Source organism: Desulfoferrobacter suflitae (genome assembly GCF_022603395.1).
Lineage (GTDB): Bacteria > Desulfobacterota > Syntrophobacteria > Syntrophobacterales > Syntrophobacteraceae > Desulfoferrobacter > Desulfoferrobacter suflitae.
In genome coordinates this window covers 253,898-270,607 of record NZ_JAIBKA010000001.1, presented here as the reverse complement: position 1 = coordinate 270,607, position 16,710 = coordinate 253,898, and the positions used below count along the sequence as shown (strand labels likewise).

Below are 16,710 nucleotides of genomic sequence, written 5' to 3'. Positions count from 1 at the left end.
TGCAGCAGGCTCACTTTTTGACGCCCGTGTGGATGACGGCGATGCCGTCCGTCAGTCTGCGGAATGTGACCGCGCTGAACCCGATCTCCTCCAAAATTGCAGACAACTGTTCGGGCTTGGGAAACAGGCGTATGGATTCTGGAAGGTATGTGTAGGCGGGCGCACATCCCCCCAGTATTTTGCCGACCGCCGGCATGATGTAAAAGGAATAGAAATCGTAGAGCCAGCGAAACCAGGGGGTGACCGGTTCAGAAAACTCCAGACACATCAGGATGCCGCCGGGTTTCAGTACGCGGTGCATTTCCTTGAAACCGACTTGCGGGTTGGTCAGGTTGCGAATGCCGAAACCCACCATGGCACCTTCGAAAGAACAGTCTGCAAATGAGATTTGCTCGGCGTTGCCCTGCACGTATTTTACATTGCTGGCAAAGGGTGATCGCTCCACCTTGGGTCTTCCCATCTTCAACATGGCCCAGTTGATGTCGTACAGAACCACCTCGCCGGTTGCCCCCACATCTTTGGCTGCCAGCAGCGACAGATCGGCCGTTCCCCCGCACACATCGATGACGCGGTCACCCGGTTGCAAATTCATCATCCTGACCGCAATCTGTTTCCACAAGTAGTGGGTTCCGAAGCTCAAAACGGTGTTCATGAAGTCGTATTTTTGAGCAACGGTGTTGAAATGGCGGCGGACCCAGTGAACCTTTTCATCCTTGGGGATTTGGAGATAACCGAAGTGGGTTAACTGGTCCTCTTTATTGGCGTTCATTTCTGATCTAGGTTGCATGGTTCACCGAATGATTCAGGCTCCCGGGTGCAGTATAAGCGAGAGGCCGATTCAAACAACGCGGAAGGTAATGGAGCAAGCTTGGGGTGGGCCAATTTAAGGGCCACACCGGGCGTGCCGGAAAAACCAGCCCGATTCCCCTTTTTTGCGAGTGTCCTCTTTAACGGCCGCCGCGTTGATCGGCCCGAAGGAGCTGGGAGCGTGTCCGGGGATGAAAGATTTCTCTCCGATTGGGGGAGAGGTTAGGCAAGGGAAATGAAGTTTCAATCAATCCACCCTCGCCCCAGTCCTCCCCTTCGAGGGAGAGGAAATTCTCCGACGAGCTCCTAAGCCGGCTTGACCACCAAACCTGAACGGATGCAGCGGGTACACACGTTCATGCGGCGTACTTGGCCATCCTTGTGCACGTGGCGTACCGACTGAAGGTTTGGATACCAGACGCGCTTGGTCTTATTGTTTGCATGGCTGACGTTGTTGCCCTTTTGAGGCGATTTTCCGCAAAATTCACAAGTCCTCATGACAGTTTTCCTTTCTCATGCCTATTTCCAATCTCAGGCCGATACATCGCGCAATACAGCCTAGCTTTGCAGCAAACAAACTATTCTTTTTAGCACACCAGTCGCGGCATGACAATTATTTTTGCAGATATTGCCGATTCAACCGCCGGTGCGGTTTACTCGCAGGTAACCGGTGGAAACACTGCCGCGCCCTTTTGCTTTTTTGCGGTTGATATTGTTGACTGATGACTTTATAAAGGAAAGTTGTACTTAAGACTTATCAATAATCCTCAACATCTATTGCTTGAACTCAGGAGGAGCCAGCATGGCTCGCGTAACGATCGAAGATTGCCTTGAAAAGGTGGACAGCAGATTTTCTCTTGTACACCTGGCAGTGCGTAGAGTGCTGCAGCTGCGCAGTGGAGCACCCCCACTGATCGATGCCCCCAAGAATAAAGAAATAGTGGTGGCGCTGAGGGAAATCGCTGCAGCCAAGGTGACCGTGGACAATATACGTCAGCTCGATGAACAGAAGGCGTTGCCGGAGAGGCTCACCAAGGTGCAGGACGAGACGGCTGCCCGTGAAGAATTGAAAGAAATCATGGAGAAAGCTGTCCAGTTCGGCGGTAACATCGACTTGGATACGGTAGATGAAGAGCTATCGGGGGACGAAGAAGAAGCCTAGAACAGGTCCGGGACCATGCAATTCTTCTCCTCTTTGAGGGGGAAAGGTCAGGTGAGGGGGGGCTGAGATTTCCATCACTTACACCTGCTTCTCCCAAAGAACAAGAGTTCTTGGACAGACTTCCAGGCTGTTTGCCGGCTTTTGAGTGTTCAAAGAGTTCAGCCGGGGAGCAAGGAAATGGCCAAAATGCGAGAGCTCAGTTGCCTCATGAAACGGGAACTGCTGAATCAGGCTGCGGTTTCGGTTGATACCATCGTGGCCTGGGGTCAACAGTGCGAACAGAATGGTCTGGTGTATGACGCCGTTGACTTTTACGAAAAGGCACAAGCCACCGAGCCTCTGCTCAGATTGCTCAAGGTTTCTCAGGAAGAAGGTGATGCTTTTCTGTTCAAGCGCATCAATAAAATTCTCAAGCGGGAGCCTAGCCAGGAAGAATGGCGCTGTCTTGCCGGGAAGGCTGAGGAGATGGGCAAACACAGTTTCGCCAGGCAAGCTTTGGGACATTTACAGATGGACAGCCCGCAAGACAGGGCTTCCAGTGAGGCTTGAACCTTCTAATGGTGCGATTCTCGATCCCTGATGGGGCGGGAGCAGTGATGCCGTTGCGCAGTGCCGCACCGAACGACCGGGGCCCATAAGATTTACCGAGATGTTCGCCAAAGGTTGACAATTCCCCAATACATGTTTACGAAATTTGTGGCTGCCGCCGCAAGCTTCGACCAAGGTTAACAGAGGAATGAAAGCCAAATGGACAAACGTGATTATTACCAGGTTCTAGGAGTTTCGCGTCAATCAACCGAAGATGAGATCAAGAGGGCATATCGAAAACTCGCGCTGCAATACCATCCTGATCGGAATCCCGGTAACAAGGAGGCCGAGGAGAGTTTCAAGGAAGCGGCCGAGGCTTACGAAGTCTTGAGAGATCCCCAAAAACGACGGATATACGATACGTATGGCCATGAAGGCCTTAAGGGTGCGGGATTTAATGGTTTTCGCGGATTCGAGGATATTTTCAGCTCATTTGGCGATGTTTTTCAGGAGTTTTTTTCCTTTGGCTTTGGCGGAAGCCCGCGCCAGCGCACTGCAGCCCGTCCGGGAGATGATCTGTTATACGACTTGAACCTCAGTTTTGAAGAAGCGGTGTTCGGTACAGAAAAAGAAATTGAGATTGAAACGTTAGGTCAATGTAAGCAATGTGGTGGAAGTGGGGCGGAGCTGGGATCACGGGAAGCGACCTGCCCCATGTGCGAGGGCAGGGGCCAGGTGGTCCAGTCCCAGGGCTTTTTCCGTGTCAGTGCCACCTGTGCAAGGTGCCAGGGTCTGGGGCAGGTGATCGTTTCGCCATGTGCAGATTGCCACGGGCAGGGGCGCGTAAAGCAAAAGAAAAAGGTACAGGTCAAGGTTCCGGCAGGAGTGGACTCGGCCATGCGCCTGCGGCTGCGGGAGGAGGGGGAAGGTGGTTACCGAGGCGGCAAAGCCGGCGATCTCTATGTTCGCCTCCATGTGCAGCCGCATGAATTGTTTGACCGGGATGGCGACCATCTCTACGCCAAAGTGTCCATTTCGTTTGCCCAAGCGATCCTCGGGGATCAGATAGAAGTTCCCACCCTGGACGGGGTTAAGACCCTCAATATAGAGCCCGGAGCGCAGCCGGGTACGGTAGTGCGCTTTGCCGGTGAGGGTGTGCCGCGGCTCAAGGGGTATGGCCGCGGGGACCTTTTCATCGAAATCGAGGTCAAGATCCCGGAACATGTCACCCCACGGCAGGCAGAGCTGATTCAAGAATTCATGGAAATTGACCGGGAAAAGGAAGGGAGCAAGCTGCGCAAATGGCCCTGGAGCAAGCGCAAAAGTTCCGGCAAGGGGAATCGCGTAGAGGCCTCTTCGGGTCACGGGCATTCATGAAAAAGTGGATTCAAGCAGATGGAGCCCGTCTTTCTTCGGCGCGACGGGAAATTTTGAGATGGACTTTATCTGGGTCTGGAACAAGATTTAAGGAGGTAAAAGTTGCAGCGCAACGCAGCCTCAGGTCAATATAAAGATTTTCAAGCATCCGCGCTCTATTGCCCTCGGTGTCGGCAGGCGATGCCGGTGCGAAGTCGGTTACTGTTAGTCTTGCCAGACGGAGAACTGCACGAATACTTGTGTCAGCGTTGTGCTTCTTCAGTGGGTACAAAAACCGTTCGACAAGACCGGCAAGCACAACTTTTCATGCCTTGAGAGCCTACCGGATACCAGTTCACCTTTCCGTAATATGAAAGCGAGAAAAGGCGATGATCGAAGCGCAGGGACTTACCAAGTTCTATGGTTCTTTGCCCGCCATCAGAGACGTCACTTTCCGGGTTGACCAAGGGGAGGTCGTGGGGTTTTTGGGCCCGAACGGTGCTGGAAAATCGACTGCGATCCGCATTCTCACCTGTTATATGCCGCCCACAGCCGGTATTGCAAAAGTCGACGGCATTGATTGTTTCGCGAGCTCTCTGCAGGTGCGCTCCAGAATCGGCTACTTACCGGAGAACAATCCCCTTTACAATGACCTTACGGTGAGCCGTTTTTTGCGTTTTGCCGCGGGTGTCAAGGGGCTTAGTGGAAAAAATACAACCAGGGAGATGGATAGGGTTGTGGCTGTTTGCGGGCTTGAGAAGGTGCGCCATCGAATCATCGGGCACCTCTCCAAAGGTTACAAACAACGGGTGGGATTGGCCCAGGCCCTGGTCAACAATCCCCCCGTGCTGATTCTGGATGAACCGACAATCGGTCTTGATCCCACACAAATCATTGAGATTCGTAAGTTAATCCAGAGCTTGCGCGAGCAGCATACGATATTGTTGAGCAGCCATATCCTGCCCGAGGTGGCCCAAATCTGTCAGCGGGTTTTGATCATCAATAAAGGGCAGATTGTAGCGACGGACACCCCGGGCAATCTCACCAGCCAATTGCAGAAATCGGCTCAAATTTCCCTCAAGGTCGAAGGCGAGATAAACCAGCTGGCGGCTGTTCTCGAATCGCACGAGGGCGTCCAGAAAGTCACCGTGAGCCGGGAAGACGCCGGCCGCCTTCTGGTGGAGACGGACCGAAGTCGTGATTTGCGGCCAGAGATAGCGCGCAAGGTGATCGAACGGGGACTCAGCCTGCTGGAGCTTAAACTGGTCGATTTGAGTCTGGAAGATATTTTTCTGCAATTGGTTACGGAAGAGCCGGTACAGGAGGAAACGCAGTCATGAAAGGCTTCGGGTCGGTCTATCGAAAAGAGCTCTACGCGTTGTTTGCATCGCCGATATTCTATACTGTGGGAGTCACTTTCCTTGTAATTTCCGGTTACTTTTTTTACAACTCGGTGGCCTATTACAATCTATTGAGCTTCCAGGCAAGTCAGAACCTTGTTCTGGCTGAGCAGCTGAGTCTTGAGCAGATGGTAATACGCCCATTTTTCCTGGACTTAAGTATCATACTGCTACTGATTTGCCCTCTCATCACCATGCGGCTTTACGCCGAAGAACGCAAAACGGGGACGCTGGAACTGCTTTTCACCTACCCTGTCTCCGACTGTTCGACCTTGCTGGCCAAGTTCGCTGCGGTCCTGACAGCCATGGCAACAATTCTGGCCGGCACCCTGCCGGGTTTTGCACTCCTGGGGCACATGGCGAGCCTTAATTGGCCGGCGGTACTGTGTGGTTACCTGGGTATATTCCTTTTGGCCGGGGCTTTTATGTCTCTCGGCATTTTGACGTCCTCCATGACGCAAAATCAAATCATCGCCGCTGTGCTTTCCTTTGGGGCTTTACTGATGTTTTGGATCGTCGGTTGGACCAAGACCCTGGTTGGACCGACTGCAGGCGCTCTGATCGAGTACCTTGCGATTACCGGGCACCTCGACAGCTTTGCCAAGGGGATCCTCGATTCCCGGGACATTATATACTACGTATCCTTCGTTATCCTGTTCCTGTTTTTTACCCTGCGACAGCTGGAATCCTACCGGTGGAAAGGCTAAAGCCTGACGGTGAGCCATCCCGTGCAGCATTTCATAATGGAGGCAGCAGCTTATGCCGACTAATCGACGGCGATTTTGGAAATATGGGTCGAACGCAGTGGCTTCAACACTTTTCTTCCTGGGGATTCTGGTGGTTGTCGCCCTCATTGCCGATCGCCATCCGTGGCGGTTGGATCTGACTCAATCAGGCGCTTTCACCCTCTCGGAACAGACCCGCAATGTGTTGAATTCCATCGAAGAGCCCATCGAAATTAAGGCGTTCTTCGCAACTGCGGCGCCGGAGGAGATGGAAGCCAGGGATTTGTTTGAGACCTACCGATATCACAATAAAAAAATAAGCTACCAATTCATCGACCCCGACCGCCATCCGGAAAAAGCGCGGCAGTACGACATCCGTTCGTATGGTACGCTGGTTCTGGAAGGCTTCGGCAAACAGCACACTATCCAGGATGCAACCGAAGAGTCTCTGACCAACGGCATTTTGAGGTTGACCCGGGAGCAGCAGAAAAAGGTTTTCTTCCTGATCGGACACGGCGAACATTCCTTGCAGGAGCTGGATAAAGAGGGCTACTCGACGGTCAAATCGGCGCTGCAAAAGGAGAACTACCAGGTTGAAGAGCTCAATTTGTTGCAGCACGAAAGCGTGCCCGAAGACGTGGCGGTGCTGGTTATAGCGGGACCGCGCAAGCCTCTTTTTGGCCAGGAACTGGCCGCCCTGAAGAGTTATCTGGCCCGGGGAGGCAAGCTGGTGGTGTTCCTGGACCCTACCTTTGATGCGGGAATGAAGGAGTTTTTGTTGCAGTATGGTGTTGGAATAACCGAGGATATCGTCATCGACAAGCTCAGCAGAGTATTCGGGGGCAGTTATCTGCTGCCGGTTGTGACGGAATACGGGCTGCACAAGATCAGCGAACACTTTAATATTGCAACCTTTTACCCGGAGGCCCGCTCGGTCCGGTCGGCCAGGGATTTGCCCGACGGCATTCAGACGGAAATTCTTGCGTCAACGTCCCCCAATGCATGGGCGGAAACGGATTTCGAGCTCCTCCAGGAGGGGCAGGCCAGTTTTGATGAAAAGACCGATGAGGCCGGACCGGTACCCTTGATGGTGCTTGTGCAGATGAATCTTGCCGACATGTCGGGTGACGAGAATCCTTCCGGGGAGCCTAAGCCTGATTCGGCAGTGAAAAAGCAGGATGCTCCCGGTGATGCAGGCGGGGGGCGTGCCCAGAAGGCTTATCTGTTGGTGGCGGGAGACTCGGACTTCATCAACAACACGCATTTCGGACTTTCCGGCAATGGGGATTTTTTCCTGAACATTGTGAATTTTTTGGCCGATGAAGAGAATCTCATCACCATCGAACCTAGAAAAGCAGGAGGGCAGGCGGTGATGCTGACCGACAGTCAGGCTCAGATGCTCCTGTGGACCGTCCTGGTGTTTGTACCGCTGGCACTTCTGCTGGTTGGCTTCGCCGTTTACCGGGTGCGGAGGTCGCAGCGATGAAGTGGAGCCGGCCCATGATATATCTTGTCATACTGGTGCTTTTGACAGGCTATTATTATTACTTTGAAGTTGTCAAACAAGAGCGGCAGGAAGCGCAGGAGAGACTGGCCAGGAGAATCTTTCATTTCACAGCCGATGACGTGCGCGCTGTCACTATTCAATCCAGGGACAAAAAAACGGTTCGGCTGGCCAAGGACCAGATTTGGAAGATTACCGAACCGATCCCTTGCCAGGCGGACCAGGCGGTTGTCGAGGGTCTCCTCAATACCGTCGCGACGCTTGCACTGGAAAGAGAAGTGACGTCCGTTCCCGGAGACTTGAAATCATACGGCCTGAGCGATCCGGTTCTCCACTTGGAGATAGTTGAAAAGGATCAGAGTTGGCAGCTGCTGCTGGGTGACAAGAATCCCACCGGTGAAGGGTATTATGCCAAGATCGGAGATCGGGCCCCGGTTTTTCTAATAGCCGAGGGGGTTTGGGGTGTGTTGCACAAAGGTGTCGATGAGCTGAGGAGGAGAGAGCTCCTGGTCTTCGAACCCGAAAAAACAGTGGGCCTCGAGGTGGCGTGGCAAAACGGCGAGCCGGTATCGATTAGCCGTCAAGCCGACCTCACCTGGAAAGCGGAGAAGCGGCCTGATATAAAGATTAAAGGCAGCAAAGTGCAGAATGTACTGGAACAGCTGCGCTGGCTGAGAGCGCAGAAGTTTGTTGAAGATCAAGTCAAAAATCTTGCAACACATGGGTTGGACCCGCCGCAGGTTACAGTGCAACTGCAGTTTCTTGACGGCAAGTCGAGCCGGCTGCAGCTGGGGGACGTGGACATAGAGGAAAACGTGCTGACCGCACTCAGCTCCGAGCTTCCAGCGGTAGTAACGATTGATGCCGCTATGTTGCAGGACCTGCCGACCACCGTTGCGGCTCTCGAAGACCGCTCGTTGATGACATTGAAGGCCGGTGAAGTGAGTGAGGTCAGGTGGCATCTGGGTGACCGGCGAGGCCGTGTGCTCAAAACAGGTGAAAACAGCTGGGGAACAACGGCCGGCGACGATGCAGAGCCCGGAACGCTCAAGGATTCGTGGCAAATGAGTTCACTGATCTATGATTTAACTCAGGCGGAATACCTGCGAAAACTGGATCCGGTGTCCGCAGTTCCCTTCGAGCCATACGGCGGTTTGGATTTTTATGCTGCTGGAGAAAAGCTCGCTTCGCTAAACTGGAGCCGGGATATGCAGCCGCCTGCAAAATCCGGCGTTGTCTGGATACAGCAGGGAGATCAGCCTGCTGAAGCGGTTGAGGTCGAGCCCGAGCTCCTCGAGCGAGTGCAGAAAGATCTGGTTAATCTTTCCGAAGGTGAAGCGAAATGACCGCGGGAGAAGCAAAAGCCCCTTTAAACCCTTAGGTTGATTCAAGCAATGCAGAGCCATTGTCTGCAAATGCTCTTGCTCCCCAGGTTCAAGCACTGACCCCGTTCAGTTCAACAGCGCTCCCGCCAGTGCGACTACTCCCACCAGCAACAGAGCAAGTACGTGAAATAATCGAATTCTTGGCAGGGTCAGCGGCAAATCCTCCCGGTAGCCGCGCGCTGCCAATGCGAGGGCCAGTTCGTCGCAGCGGATGAAAGACCTGCGAAAGAGCGGTAAACACAGGGTCTTGATGTGCCGAAGGGATCTTCCCGACCGATTCCCCATGCGGGATTTTACCGCCAGCTGCACTTCGGCAAACTGATCGAGCAGCAGAGGGAGAAACTTGACAGTGAGACTGACCATCATGGCGATACGGCGCGCGGGTAGGAAAGGCAGCGGTCTCAGAAACCAGGTGATGGCATCCTGCATCTCGCGTGGTTTGGTAACCAATGTGAACAGGATGGCGTAAGCCAACATCAGAGCCAGTCGCCAGCACACGATCCCGGCCGCTTTCACATGCGGCAAATCCCAGAATGATGGATGCTGAAAAAAGACCTGAACAATGAATATGATTGCGAGAAATAACAGCCACGGCTTCCCGCTCAGTAACAGGGCCCTCCCGGGCAGCCGTGCGACGCCGAAAGCGGCGAAGAACACCAAGGTAAACAAGACGAGCGATGGTACGTCCATCTGCAGCAAGGAAAGGGTCACGATCATCAGACCCGGGAATTTGCAGCGGGCGTCCCAGTGATGAAGCGGGGTGTTGCCGGGGAAATAGTGCAACATCAGGCGGTCAGCCATGAAATGGGCTCGCTTCCAAGCAGACTGTAACACGGAGGGCGGATTTGATAGCGAGACAGATTCTTGACTACCAATGCCGGTGGCCCGTCCGCCCGAAGTTCTCCATCATACAAAACGACTACTCGGCTGACATGGGCGATGACCTTTTCAACGTCATGGGTGGTCACTATTACCGTGTGGCCTTTCTGGTGAAATGTAATGATTTGCTGAAGGGTCTGGCGCACTCCGCTGTAATCCAGGTTTGCGAAGGGTTCGTCGAAGATGAGCACTCGAGGCTGCATTGCCAGGACTCCTGCAATGGCAAGGCGACGCTTTTCTCCTCCCGAAAGCAAATGGCATGGCTTATCGGCCAGGTTTTGGAGAGCCACAGAGTTGAGCGCCCAGTCGACTCGTCCCTGGATTTCAAGTTCGGACAGCCCCAGGTTTTGCGGACCGAAAGCGACATCGTCCCAAACCGTTTCCCCGATGATTTGGCTGTCGGCGTCCTGGAATACCATACCCACCAGTTTGCGCACTTCCTCCTCGGCGTCGGCAACATCGATTCCGGCCACCCGGATACTGCCGGCAAACGGTTGCAGCAGCCCATTGATATGCCGGATCAGTGTTGTCTTGCCGCTGCCGTTGGGCCCGCAAATGAGCAGAAATTCGCCCTCTGGAACGGTGATATCGAGGTCTTTAATAGCAACCGTTCCGTCGGGGTAGCGGCACTGGAGTCGGTCTATTTCGATCATGAGGAGGTGGGCCTCAGCTGGCGGGTGACCATTGGCTTCAATGCTCTTGCCAGCACCACTGCTGCCCCGGCTTTAAACACATCGCCAACGAGAAAAGGAACCATGCCCACCAGCACTGCTTTGCTCCAGGTCAATCCGGCTGCATACTTGAGCCATGGAACGCCCACCGCGTAAATGGTCAGCATGCCGAATGTGACCGCCAACAGGATGGCAACGGGGCGCTCTGCCGAGTGCTCGGCAATGCTGCCGGTGACCCAGGCGGCCAGCAGAAATCCCAGCAAATAACCACCAGTAGGACCGAGAAAATGGGCAAGCCCTCCTTTGGCTCCAGCAAAAACGGGGATTCCCATGGCCCCTGCAAAAAGATAGATCGCGACGCTTATCGATCCCCAGCGGCTTCCCAGCAATAACGCTGCAAGCGGGACAAAAAGATTCTGCAGCACGATGGGGACCGGCCCCAAGGGGATGTGGATGTAGGCACCCATGGCAATGAGGGCGGCCATCAACGAGGCGTAGACCATCGACTGTAACTGTTTAACCGGCATGTTATGATTTTCCGAATGTGTTGCCATGAAAGCGGGTTTGTTAACCGTAAAGCGCCAATTAGGTTAACCAACTGTGGCGAAGCTGTCAATGGCAATGCTTAGGTCGACACTCCTGGAGCAAACGGATTTGTTTTTGCACCGGCTCCAGTGTGTCGGGTTTTGCCGCGCCAATCGGCTGCTTGACAAACAAACCTGCTAATCGTCGCCGCTGTATCCGTATGATCTGAAGATATCGAGGATGGTGCCGGCCACATAGGATTCTTCCTCATAGTGAAACGCTTGACTAAGCGCCTTGGTTACCTCCGAGATCCTCTCATAGGCAGTGGTAACACCTTTGCAATAGTCTTGCATGTTTTCCATGATGCGCTTCATCCTGCCTGCAATCTCTCGCGGAAGATGGCTTAGGGCAACCTCGTCGATCAGCGTGTTCAGTTCCGCCATCTCTTCTGCAACGGCGTCCTTGGAGTTCAACAGATGCATGAGGTGCGTGTTGAGATAGTGGCACATGCTCCCGGCAGCGTTGCGCAGCACCCTGTTTCTCTGATCTTCAAGCGCTTTGGTGATATTATGGGCAATGCCCTCATGGTAGAGCACGCGCCCAAAATCGTCGATTTTCGCTCGTGTGGTGATGGCCACTTCGATGATTTCTCCCGCTTTATTCCGGAGCCTTACATGTTCGCCTTCGACATGGCCTTTGGCGTAGATTGCCTTGAGCAGCGCCTGCCTCTCTGTGAGGTCGACATAAAAGTCTTCTACGTTGCTGGCAAGCGCCTCCATCTTGTCTTCAAAACCGAGAAGCTTCATGCCGGCTTCGTTGATATCGAGAAAGACTCCCTCGGGAGTCAACGTGAAAGCCATGTCACTGGTCGAATCAAAAAAACCCTTGTACTTGGCTTCACTCTGTTTCAGCGCATCGATTGCCTTCTTCTCCTCGGTGATGTCTCTGATGACATGATCGATTCTTCTGATTGTTCCACGGCCCGAATAGACAACGTGCCCTTCGTCCCGGACCCACTTGACCTGGTTGTCCCTGCTGATGATGCGATACTGTTCCTCGCTGAACTCGGCTTCCGGCAGATTATCGTAAAACTGCTTTACTTTACCCAGATCTTCGGGATGGACAAAACTCAAGATGTGATTTTCTCCGCTGGTGAAATCCCTTACCGGAACACCATAGAGGGCCTCTGCCGCAGGATTGATGGCAAGTATCCAGTAACCGGTTGCGGACATGGAAACGACCACTTCGTTCATGGAATGAAGGATGCTCTCAAGACGCTCCTTGGTTCTTTCCAACTCAATGCGTGTCTTGCGGCGCTCGGAAATGTCGGTCAAGGCGCCGAGTATCGCCGGAACGCCTCCACACTCCACAACGCTCACTTTCATCTCGATAATGGCATCGCCGTCTCTCCTTGGCATGACAAACTCGATACGGTCGGGCAGGTCCTCGGTGAACAGACGCTCGGTGAAGTACTTTGCGACTTTTGCCCGGTCGGCTCCGGATATAAACCTCGAAAATTCGGTTTTCAGCGTCTCAGCAGGCCCCTTCCCGGAGATTTCAAAAAATGCGTTGTTGGCAAGAACAATTTTTCCTTCTCGAATGATCACCACGCCTTCGTTGACGTGCTCCACGATGCCTTGATAATCGATGTCGCCCTTACATATCCTGATTTGATGAGCATCATCGTATGTCTTGTTGGCCATTGGCTTCCTCGGTGAGTGATGTTGTGCCCGGCGGAATTTTCCAGAGGCTGCACAAATTCCGCTGAAATGCATTAGAAGACTGCCCGAGAAGGATAAATTCGTTTTCCCCTTGAGGGAGAGAAACTTCTCGGACGGGCTCTTAGGGGCCTACTGTCCCCGTGATCATATAGCGCTCATTGGGTCGCGAGACAATAGAATCGTAATAAGGATAAAAGTTTTGACGAACGCGCGATGCTTTTGCCTGTGCAGCCAGAAAATCCAACCCAAATAAAAAAGCTAACCGGAGGGGCTGGAACCGGTTAGCTTCAGAGGAGGAAAGAGTTGATTTCTTTCGTGTCAAGAAGCTTAAGCAATGAGCATGCCACAACCCGGTATCGTTTCTATGTGGCTGAAATCACACAACTGCACCTGCTGCAGTGCAAGGTCTCAGGAATAATTGGCGCCATGATTGCGCCATATACACGCCATAATCGGTCCCCCTAACGGAAATGAATCGGGTACGACAGAGAACTTCGGGGGGGCGGCAGATACTTCGTGAGCACAGATAAAAGTAGTAGGTGATTGGGGTGAGTGATCGGACTTGAACCGACAGCCTCTGGGGCCACAACCCAGTGCTCTAACCTATTGAGCTACACCCACCACGGTTTGAATGCCTTACCAACTAACATGCTCATGCATAAACTTCAAGCAAAAACTAAGTGTTGGCGAATCAAATGCCAGGAGTAGAGGGGAGAGTTCACCGTTCTGGGCGGAACCATTTTGAGAGAGCGAAAATATAAATATTATTCGTAAATCAATGCAGCAACGCAGCAACAGTTAAATTGACAGAATGGGGTCTTTCCGTTAGCATCTTTTATCTTTGGGTTGTGATGGTACCTCGCGTGGGGATGGAACTCTCAGAAAGGGACAAGCGGAAATGATCATAGGCCTGGATGTGGGCGGTACCCATACGGATGTAGTTCTTATCGGTCAAGATTGTATTCTTCGTCAGGTCAAGGTGCCGACCGATCCCCAAAATCTTCTCGACTGTGTGTGGACCGGACTTGCAGAAGTTACCCGGGATGTTCCTCCACAGGATATCCGCCGAGCGGTCTTGAGCACAACACTCACCACCAACGCCATCGCGGAGAACAAGCTCGTCCCCACCGGCATGATTGTTTGCAGTGGTCCGGGGGTCGACCCCCGGTGTTACAAGACCAACGATTACTTCTACAATGTGAGTGGGTCGATCGACCACCGTGGGCGCGAGGTTCAATCGATTGATCAAATGGAAATCGAAGCCATTGCATCCCGATTGCGCTCGGAAGGCATTCGGCAGGTGGGTGTGGTGGGCAAATTCTCGGTCAGAAACCCGCAGCATGAAATACAAATCAGGGCTATGCTGGGCGATGACTTTGACCATGTGGTGCTCGGTCATCGGTTGTCCGGCAACCTCAATTTCCCGCGAAGGATCGCTACGACCTATCTGAATGCCGCAGTGTACCCGCTGCACAAGAAGTTTTTTGATGCAGTGAAAGAATCTCTCGAAAAAAAGGGGCTGCACATCCCAATTTATATTCTCAAAGCCGACGGAGGAACGATGAGCCTTGAGGCTTCGCTCGAGTCGCCGGGACAGACTATTCTGTCGGGTCCGGCAGCCAGTGTGATGGGATCGTTGCCGTTCGCGGCGGAAGATGAAGAAACTCTGGTGCTGGATATTGGCGGTACGACTACCGACATGGCCATTTTGCTCCGTCAGGTTCCCCTCCTCGACCCTTTGGGCATCGAACTGGGCGGTTTCAAAACCCTCATTCGCGCGTTGAAAACCCAATCGGTTCCGGTTGGTGGGGACAGTGTTGTACGATTGCTGGGAGAACGAATAACCATCGGACCGGACCGGCAAGGTCCGGCCATGGCGTATGGCGGTCCTGCACCTACGCCGACAGATGCTCTGTTCGTGTTGGGCAAGACCTCCAATGGGGACGTTGGGGCGGCGCGCCGTGGTCTGCAGGAGTTGGCCGACAAACTCGGTGTAGGTGTTGAAGAGATGGCCGCCCGCATTTTTGATGAAGCCTGTTTCAATATTTTGAATGAAGCAGCCAAGATGATTTCCACTATCAACAGCAAGCCCGTGTACACCGTGCATGAGCTGCTGGAAGGCTATCAGGTGCGGCCCAAGGAGATCTTGGTTCTGGGTGGACCGGCCCCCCATTTTGCGTTTCGCCTGTCGAGGCTCACCGATTTTGAAGTGCACGTTGTTCCCCAGTGGCAAGTAGCCAACGCGGTGGGCGCCGCGCTGGCAAAAAATACCTGCGAGGTGACGGTGTTTTCGGACACCGAACGCGGCATTGTGCTGGCGCCGGAAGAAAACTATAGCGAATCGGTGAAGCGAGATTACAGCAAGGAAGCGGCTCTCGAGCTGGCATTCGAGCTGCTTAGGAAAAAATGCCTGGCCGAAGGGGCGAGCCAGGATGAAATGGAAATGGAGATTCTCGAGGAAATGCAGTTCAACATGGTGCGAGGGTTCCACACGACCGGCAGGAACATCCGCGTGAAGGTGCAGGTGAAGCCCGGGTTGATACCGGAATACAAAGACATTGCGCAGACTCTTTTTAATTATTGTCCACTGCCCTCGTAGCGGAGCAATCACGGTCGCTGGGGAAAGTGCCTTCGACAGGAGAGGTCGACCCTTGACAACTGTTGGATTATACAGGAGCCAGGCATGTTGCGAGCACCCATAAAGACGGGTCTAGTGTTTTTTCCCGCTTTCGACTGGGCTATCAGTTCGACCCATCCGGAACGGGAAGAGCGACTGTTGTACACCCAGGACCAGGTTTTCGAGGAAGGCATTCTGGATGTTGAAGGGATTATCGAATACAAGCCCGACCTGGCAACATACCAGGACATAAGACGGGTTCACTTTTGTGCTCCTGAAGAATCACGGGTAGTTACGGAATCGCATCTTATCAGTGCGGGGGGTGCCAAAAAAATCGCCAGTGAGGTAATGCAGAAAAAGATCAAGCGCGGGTTTGCCCTGGTACGTCCGCCCGGGCACCATGCCATGCGGGTGGTACACGGCTGTCGCGGCTTCTGCAATATCAATATCGAAGCGGTCATGATCGAATTTATGCGGGAAGTCTATGACATAGGGCGGGTGGCTATTGTCGACACCGATTGTCATCACGGAGACGGAACCCAGGACATCTATTGGCATGATCCCGACACGTTGTTCATTTCAATTCACCAGGATGGGCGCACCCTCTATCCCGGGACGGGTTTTCAGCACGAACTTGGCGGCCCCACGGCCTATGGCGCCACCATCAACATTCCCCTGCCGCCGCGCACCTCCGAGGAAGGTTTCTTATACGCTTTGGAACATGCCATTCTGCCCATTCTGGAAGACTTTAAACCCGATATCGTTATCAATTCTGCCGGACAGGACAATCATTACACCGACCCTATCACATCCATGAATTTCTCGGCGCAGGGTTACGCACAGCTCACTCACCTGCTGAAACCCGATATCGCCGTGCTGGAAGGCGGCTACGCCATCGAGGGAGCACTGCCCTACACCAATTTGGGCATCATCATGGCACTGGCCGGTCTGGACTTCGGCCAAGTCAGAGAACCGGACTACCGACCGGAAAAGATCCGGCAATCGAAGGATACCAGCCGCTACATAGAAAAAGTAATTGATCAGACGATGGATTACTGGGAAAATCGCCTGCATCTTGGAGAAAAAGCTCGAGCGGGCAAGCAGTTTGCGGAACGCGAGCGTTCCATATTCTACGATACCGACAATATCCTCGAGACTCAGAGAGAAAGACTCAAGGTATGCGCTGACTGCCCGGGTGCGCTGGCTATTGATTCCAAGACCGACAGCGGATACCATGTCTATGCGGTCCATGTCCCGCGCAAAGCCTGCAGCCATTGCAAGGAATTGGGCTATGAATGGTATGATGCGGCGGATGTGCAGGAGTTCGACAGAGTATTCTTGCAGGATCGCTCACAGAATCAGTACATTGCCAAGCAGGGCTAGATAAAATCCATTTCCAAGTCGTTCGTTCCTCGCCCCCTGGAGCAAGC

15 protein-coding genes and 1 tRNA gene are annotated in these 16,710 nt (G+C 53.4%); 9 read left to right on the top strand and 7 right to left on the bottom strand.

From position 1 onward, the window contains the following. Positions 1 to 10: 10 nt before the first annotated feature. Both ubiE and rpmB read right to left on the bottom strand, forming a co-directional pair. Positions 11 to 787 (bottom strand): bifunctional demethylmenaquinone methyltransferase/2-methoxy-6-polyprenyl-1,4-benzoquinol methylase UbiE, encoded by a 777-nt coding sequence (gene ubiE / locus K1V27_RS01290; RefSeq protein ID WP_258927711.1) that lies wholly within the window; start codon positions 785 to 787, stop codon positions 11 to 13. A 326-nt stretch (positions 788 to 1,113) separates the two neighbouring features. Continuing rightward, positions 1,114 to 1,305 (bottom strand): 50S ribosomal protein L28, encoded by a 192-nt coding sequence (rpmB, locus tag K1V27_RS01285; RefSeq protein ID WP_258927710.1) that lies wholly within the window; start codon positions 1,303 to 1,305, stop codon positions 1,114 to 1,116. Positions 1,306 to 1,609: 304 nt separating this feature from the next. Here rpmB and rpoZ point away from each other — a divergent pair, with 304 nt between their 5' ends. From rpoZ to K1V27_RS01250, 7 genes are all read left to right on the top strand, one after another. Next, positions 1,610 to 1,969 carry a DNA-directed RNA polymerase subunit omega gene (rpoZ, locus tag K1V27_RS01280; RefSeq protein ID WP_258927709.1) on the top strand — a complete coding sequence of 120 codons (360 nt, stop codon included), beginning with the start codon at positions 1,610 to 1,612 and terminating at the stop codon, positions 1,967 to 1,969. 177 nt (positions 1,970 to 2,146) lie between these two features. Beyond that, positions 2,147 to 2,518, top strand: coding sequence for a hypothetical protein (locus K1V27_RS01275; RefSeq protein WP_258927708.1), 372 nt, complete (start codon positions 2,147 to 2,149; stop codon positions 2,516 to 2,518). A 198-nt stretch (positions 2,519 to 2,716) separates the two neighbouring features. Beyond that, the gene (dnaJ, locus tag K1V27_RS01270; RefSeq protein WP_258927707.1) at positions 2,717 to 3,874 is read left to right on the top strand and encodes a molecular chaperone DnaJ; all 1,158 of its coding nucleotides are present in this window, start codon (positions 2,717 to 2,719) and stop codon (positions 3,872 to 3,874) included. A 368-nt stretch (positions 3,875 to 4,242) separates the two neighbouring features. Further along, positions 4,243 to 5,193, top strand: coding sequence for an ABC transporter ATP-binding protein (locus tag K1V27_RS01265; protein WP_258927706.1), 951 nt, complete (start codon positions 4,243 to 4,245; stop codon positions 5,191 to 5,193). Then, on the top strand, positions 5,190 to 5,960 hold the full coding sequence (locus K1V27_RS01260) for an ABC transporter permease subunit (RefSeq protein WP_258927705.1): 771 nt from the start codon (positions 5,190 to 5,192) through the stop codon (positions 5,958 to 5,960). The genes K1V27_RS01265 and K1V27_RS01260 overlap by 4 nt, the downstream gene beginning before the upstream one ends. Positions 5,961 to 6,012: 52 nt before the next feature. Then, positions 6,013 to 7,464 (top strand): GldG family protein, encoded by a 1,452-nt coding sequence (locus tag K1V27_RS01255; RefSeq protein ID WP_258927704.1) that lies wholly within the window; start codon positions 6,013 to 6,015, stop codon positions 7,462 to 7,464. A gap of 14 nt (positions 7,465 to 7,478) precedes the next feature. Continuing rightward, positions 7,479 to 8,828, top strand: coding sequence for a DUF4340 domain-containing protein (locus tag K1V27_RS01250; RefSeq protein ID WP_258927703.1), 1,350 nt, complete (start codon positions 7,479 to 7,481; stop codon positions 8,826 to 8,828). A gap of 105 nt (positions 8,829 to 8,933) precedes the next feature. On the opposite strand, the gene K1V27_RS01245 is transcribed toward K1V27_RS01250, so the two are convergent. The 5 genes from K1V27_RS01245 to K1V27_RS01225 all read right to left on the bottom strand — a co-directional run bounded on the left by K1V27_RS01245 (position 8,934) and on the right by K1V27_RS01225 (position 13,284). Then, the gene (locus tag K1V27_RS01245; protein ID WP_258927702.1) at positions 8,934 to 9,668 is read right to left on the bottom strand and encodes an energy-coupling factor transporter transmembrane component T family protein; all 735 of its coding nucleotides are present in this window, start codon (positions 9,666 to 9,668) and stop codon (positions 8,934 to 8,936) included. Beyond that, positions 9,653 to 10,399, bottom strand: coding sequence for an energy-coupling factor ABC transporter ATP-binding protein (locus K1V27_RS01240; protein WP_258927701.1), 747 nt, complete (start codon positions 10,397 to 10,399; stop codon positions 9,653 to 9,655). Before K1V27_RS01240 ends, K1V27_RS01245 begins: the two co-directional genes overlap by 16 nt. Further along, positions 10,396 to 10,944 carry a biotin transporter BioY gene (locus tag K1V27_RS01235; RefSeq protein ID WP_258927700.1) on the bottom strand — a complete coding sequence of 183 codons (549 nt, stop codon included), beginning with the start codon at positions 10,942 to 10,944 and terminating at the stop codon, positions 10,396 to 10,398. Before K1V27_RS01235 ends, K1V27_RS01240 begins: the two co-directional genes overlap by 4 nt. Positions 10,945 to 11,139: 195 nt before the next feature. After that, entirely contained in the window at positions 11,140 to 12,645 is a 1,506-nt protein-coding gene (locus tag K1V27_RS01230; RefSeq protein ID WP_258927699.1) for a PAS domain-containing protein, read from the bottom strand. Positions 12,646 to 13,207: 562 nt separating this feature from the next. Continuing rightward, positions 13,208 to 13,284: transfer RNA gene (locus tag K1V27_RS01225), tRNA-His, on the bottom strand. A gap of 277 nt (positions 13,285 to 13,561) precedes the next feature. On the opposite strand from K1V27_RS01225, the gene K1V27_RS01220 reads away from it, so the two are divergent. Further along, on the top strand, positions 13,562 to 15,262 hold the full coding sequence (locus tag K1V27_RS01220) for a hydantoinase/oxoprolinase family protein (RefSeq protein WP_258927698.1): 1,701 nt from the start codon (positions 13,562 to 13,564) through the stop codon (positions 15,260 to 15,262). Positions 15,263 to 15,346: 84 nt separating this feature from the next. Then, positions 15,347 to 16,663 (top strand): histone deacetylase family protein, encoded by a 1,317-nt coding sequence (locus K1V27_RS01215; RefSeq protein WP_258927697.1) that lies wholly within the window; start codon positions 15,347 to 15,349, stop codon positions 16,661 to 16,663. Positions 16,664 to 16,710: the final 47 nt, after the last annotated feature.

What these genes read in the sequence shown, in the direction of transcription:
- ubiE (WP_258927711.1), bottom strand. Translation starts at nt 787, where the DNA reads ATGCAACCTAGATCAGAAATGAACGCCAATAAAGAGGACCAGTTAACC.
- rpmB (WP_258927710.1), bottom strand. Translation starts at nt 1,305, where the DNA reads ATGAGGACTTGTGAATTTTGCGGAAAATCGCCTCAAAAGGGCAACAAC.
- rpoZ (WP_258927709.1), top strand. Translation starts at nt 1,610, where the DNA reads ATGGCTCGCGTAACGATCGAAGATTGCCTTGAAAAGGTGGACAGCAGA.
- K1V27_RS01275 (WP_258927708.1), top strand. Translation starts at nt 2,147, where the DNA reads ATGGCCAAAATGCGAGAGCTCAGTTGCCTCATGAAACGGGAACTGCTG.
- dnaJ (WP_258927707.1), top strand. Translation starts at nt 2,717, where the DNA reads ATGGACAAACGTGATTATTACCAGGTTCTAGGAGTTTCGCGTCAATCA.
- K1V27_RS01265 (WP_258927706.1), top strand. Translation starts at nt 4,243, where the DNA reads ATGATCGAAGCGCAGGGACTTACCAAGTTCTATGGTTCTTTGCCCGCC.
- K1V27_RS01260 (WP_258927705.1), top strand. Translation starts at nt 5,190, where the DNA reads ATGAAAGGCTTCGGGTCGGTCTATCGAAAAGAGCTCTACGCGTTGTTT.
- K1V27_RS01255 (WP_258927704.1), top strand. Translation starts at nt 6,013, where the DNA reads ATGCCGACTAATCGACGGCGATTTTGGAAATATGGGTCGAACGCAGTG.
- K1V27_RS01250 (WP_258927703.1), top strand. Translation starts at nt 7,479, where the DNA reads ATGATATATCTTGTCATACTGGTGCTTTTGACAGGCTATTATTATTAC.
- K1V27_RS01245 (WP_258927702.1), bottom strand. Translation starts at nt 9,668, where the DNA reads ATGGCTGACCGCCTGATGTTGCACTATTTCCCCGGCAACACCCCGCTT.
- K1V27_RS01240 (WP_258927701.1), bottom strand. Translation starts at nt 10,399, where the DNA reads ATGATCGAAATAGACCGACTCCAGTGCCGCTACCCCGACGGAACGGTT.
- K1V27_RS01235 (WP_258927700.1), bottom strand. Translation starts at nt 10,944, where the DNA reads ATGCCGGTTAAACAGTTACAGTCGATGGTCTACGCCTCGTTGATGGCC.
- K1V27_RS01230 (WP_258927699.1), bottom strand. Translation starts at nt 12,645, where the DNA reads ATGGCCAACAAGACATACGATGATGCTCATCAAATCAGGATATGTAAG.
- K1V27_RS01220 (WP_258927698.1), top strand. Translation starts at nt 13,562, where the DNA reads ATGATCATAGGCCTGGATGTGGGCGGTACCCATACGGATGTAGTTCTT.
- K1V27_RS01215 (WP_258927697.1), top strand. Translation starts at nt 15,347, where the DNA reads ATGTTGCGAGCACCCATAAAGACGGGTCTAGTGTTTTTTCCCGCTTTC.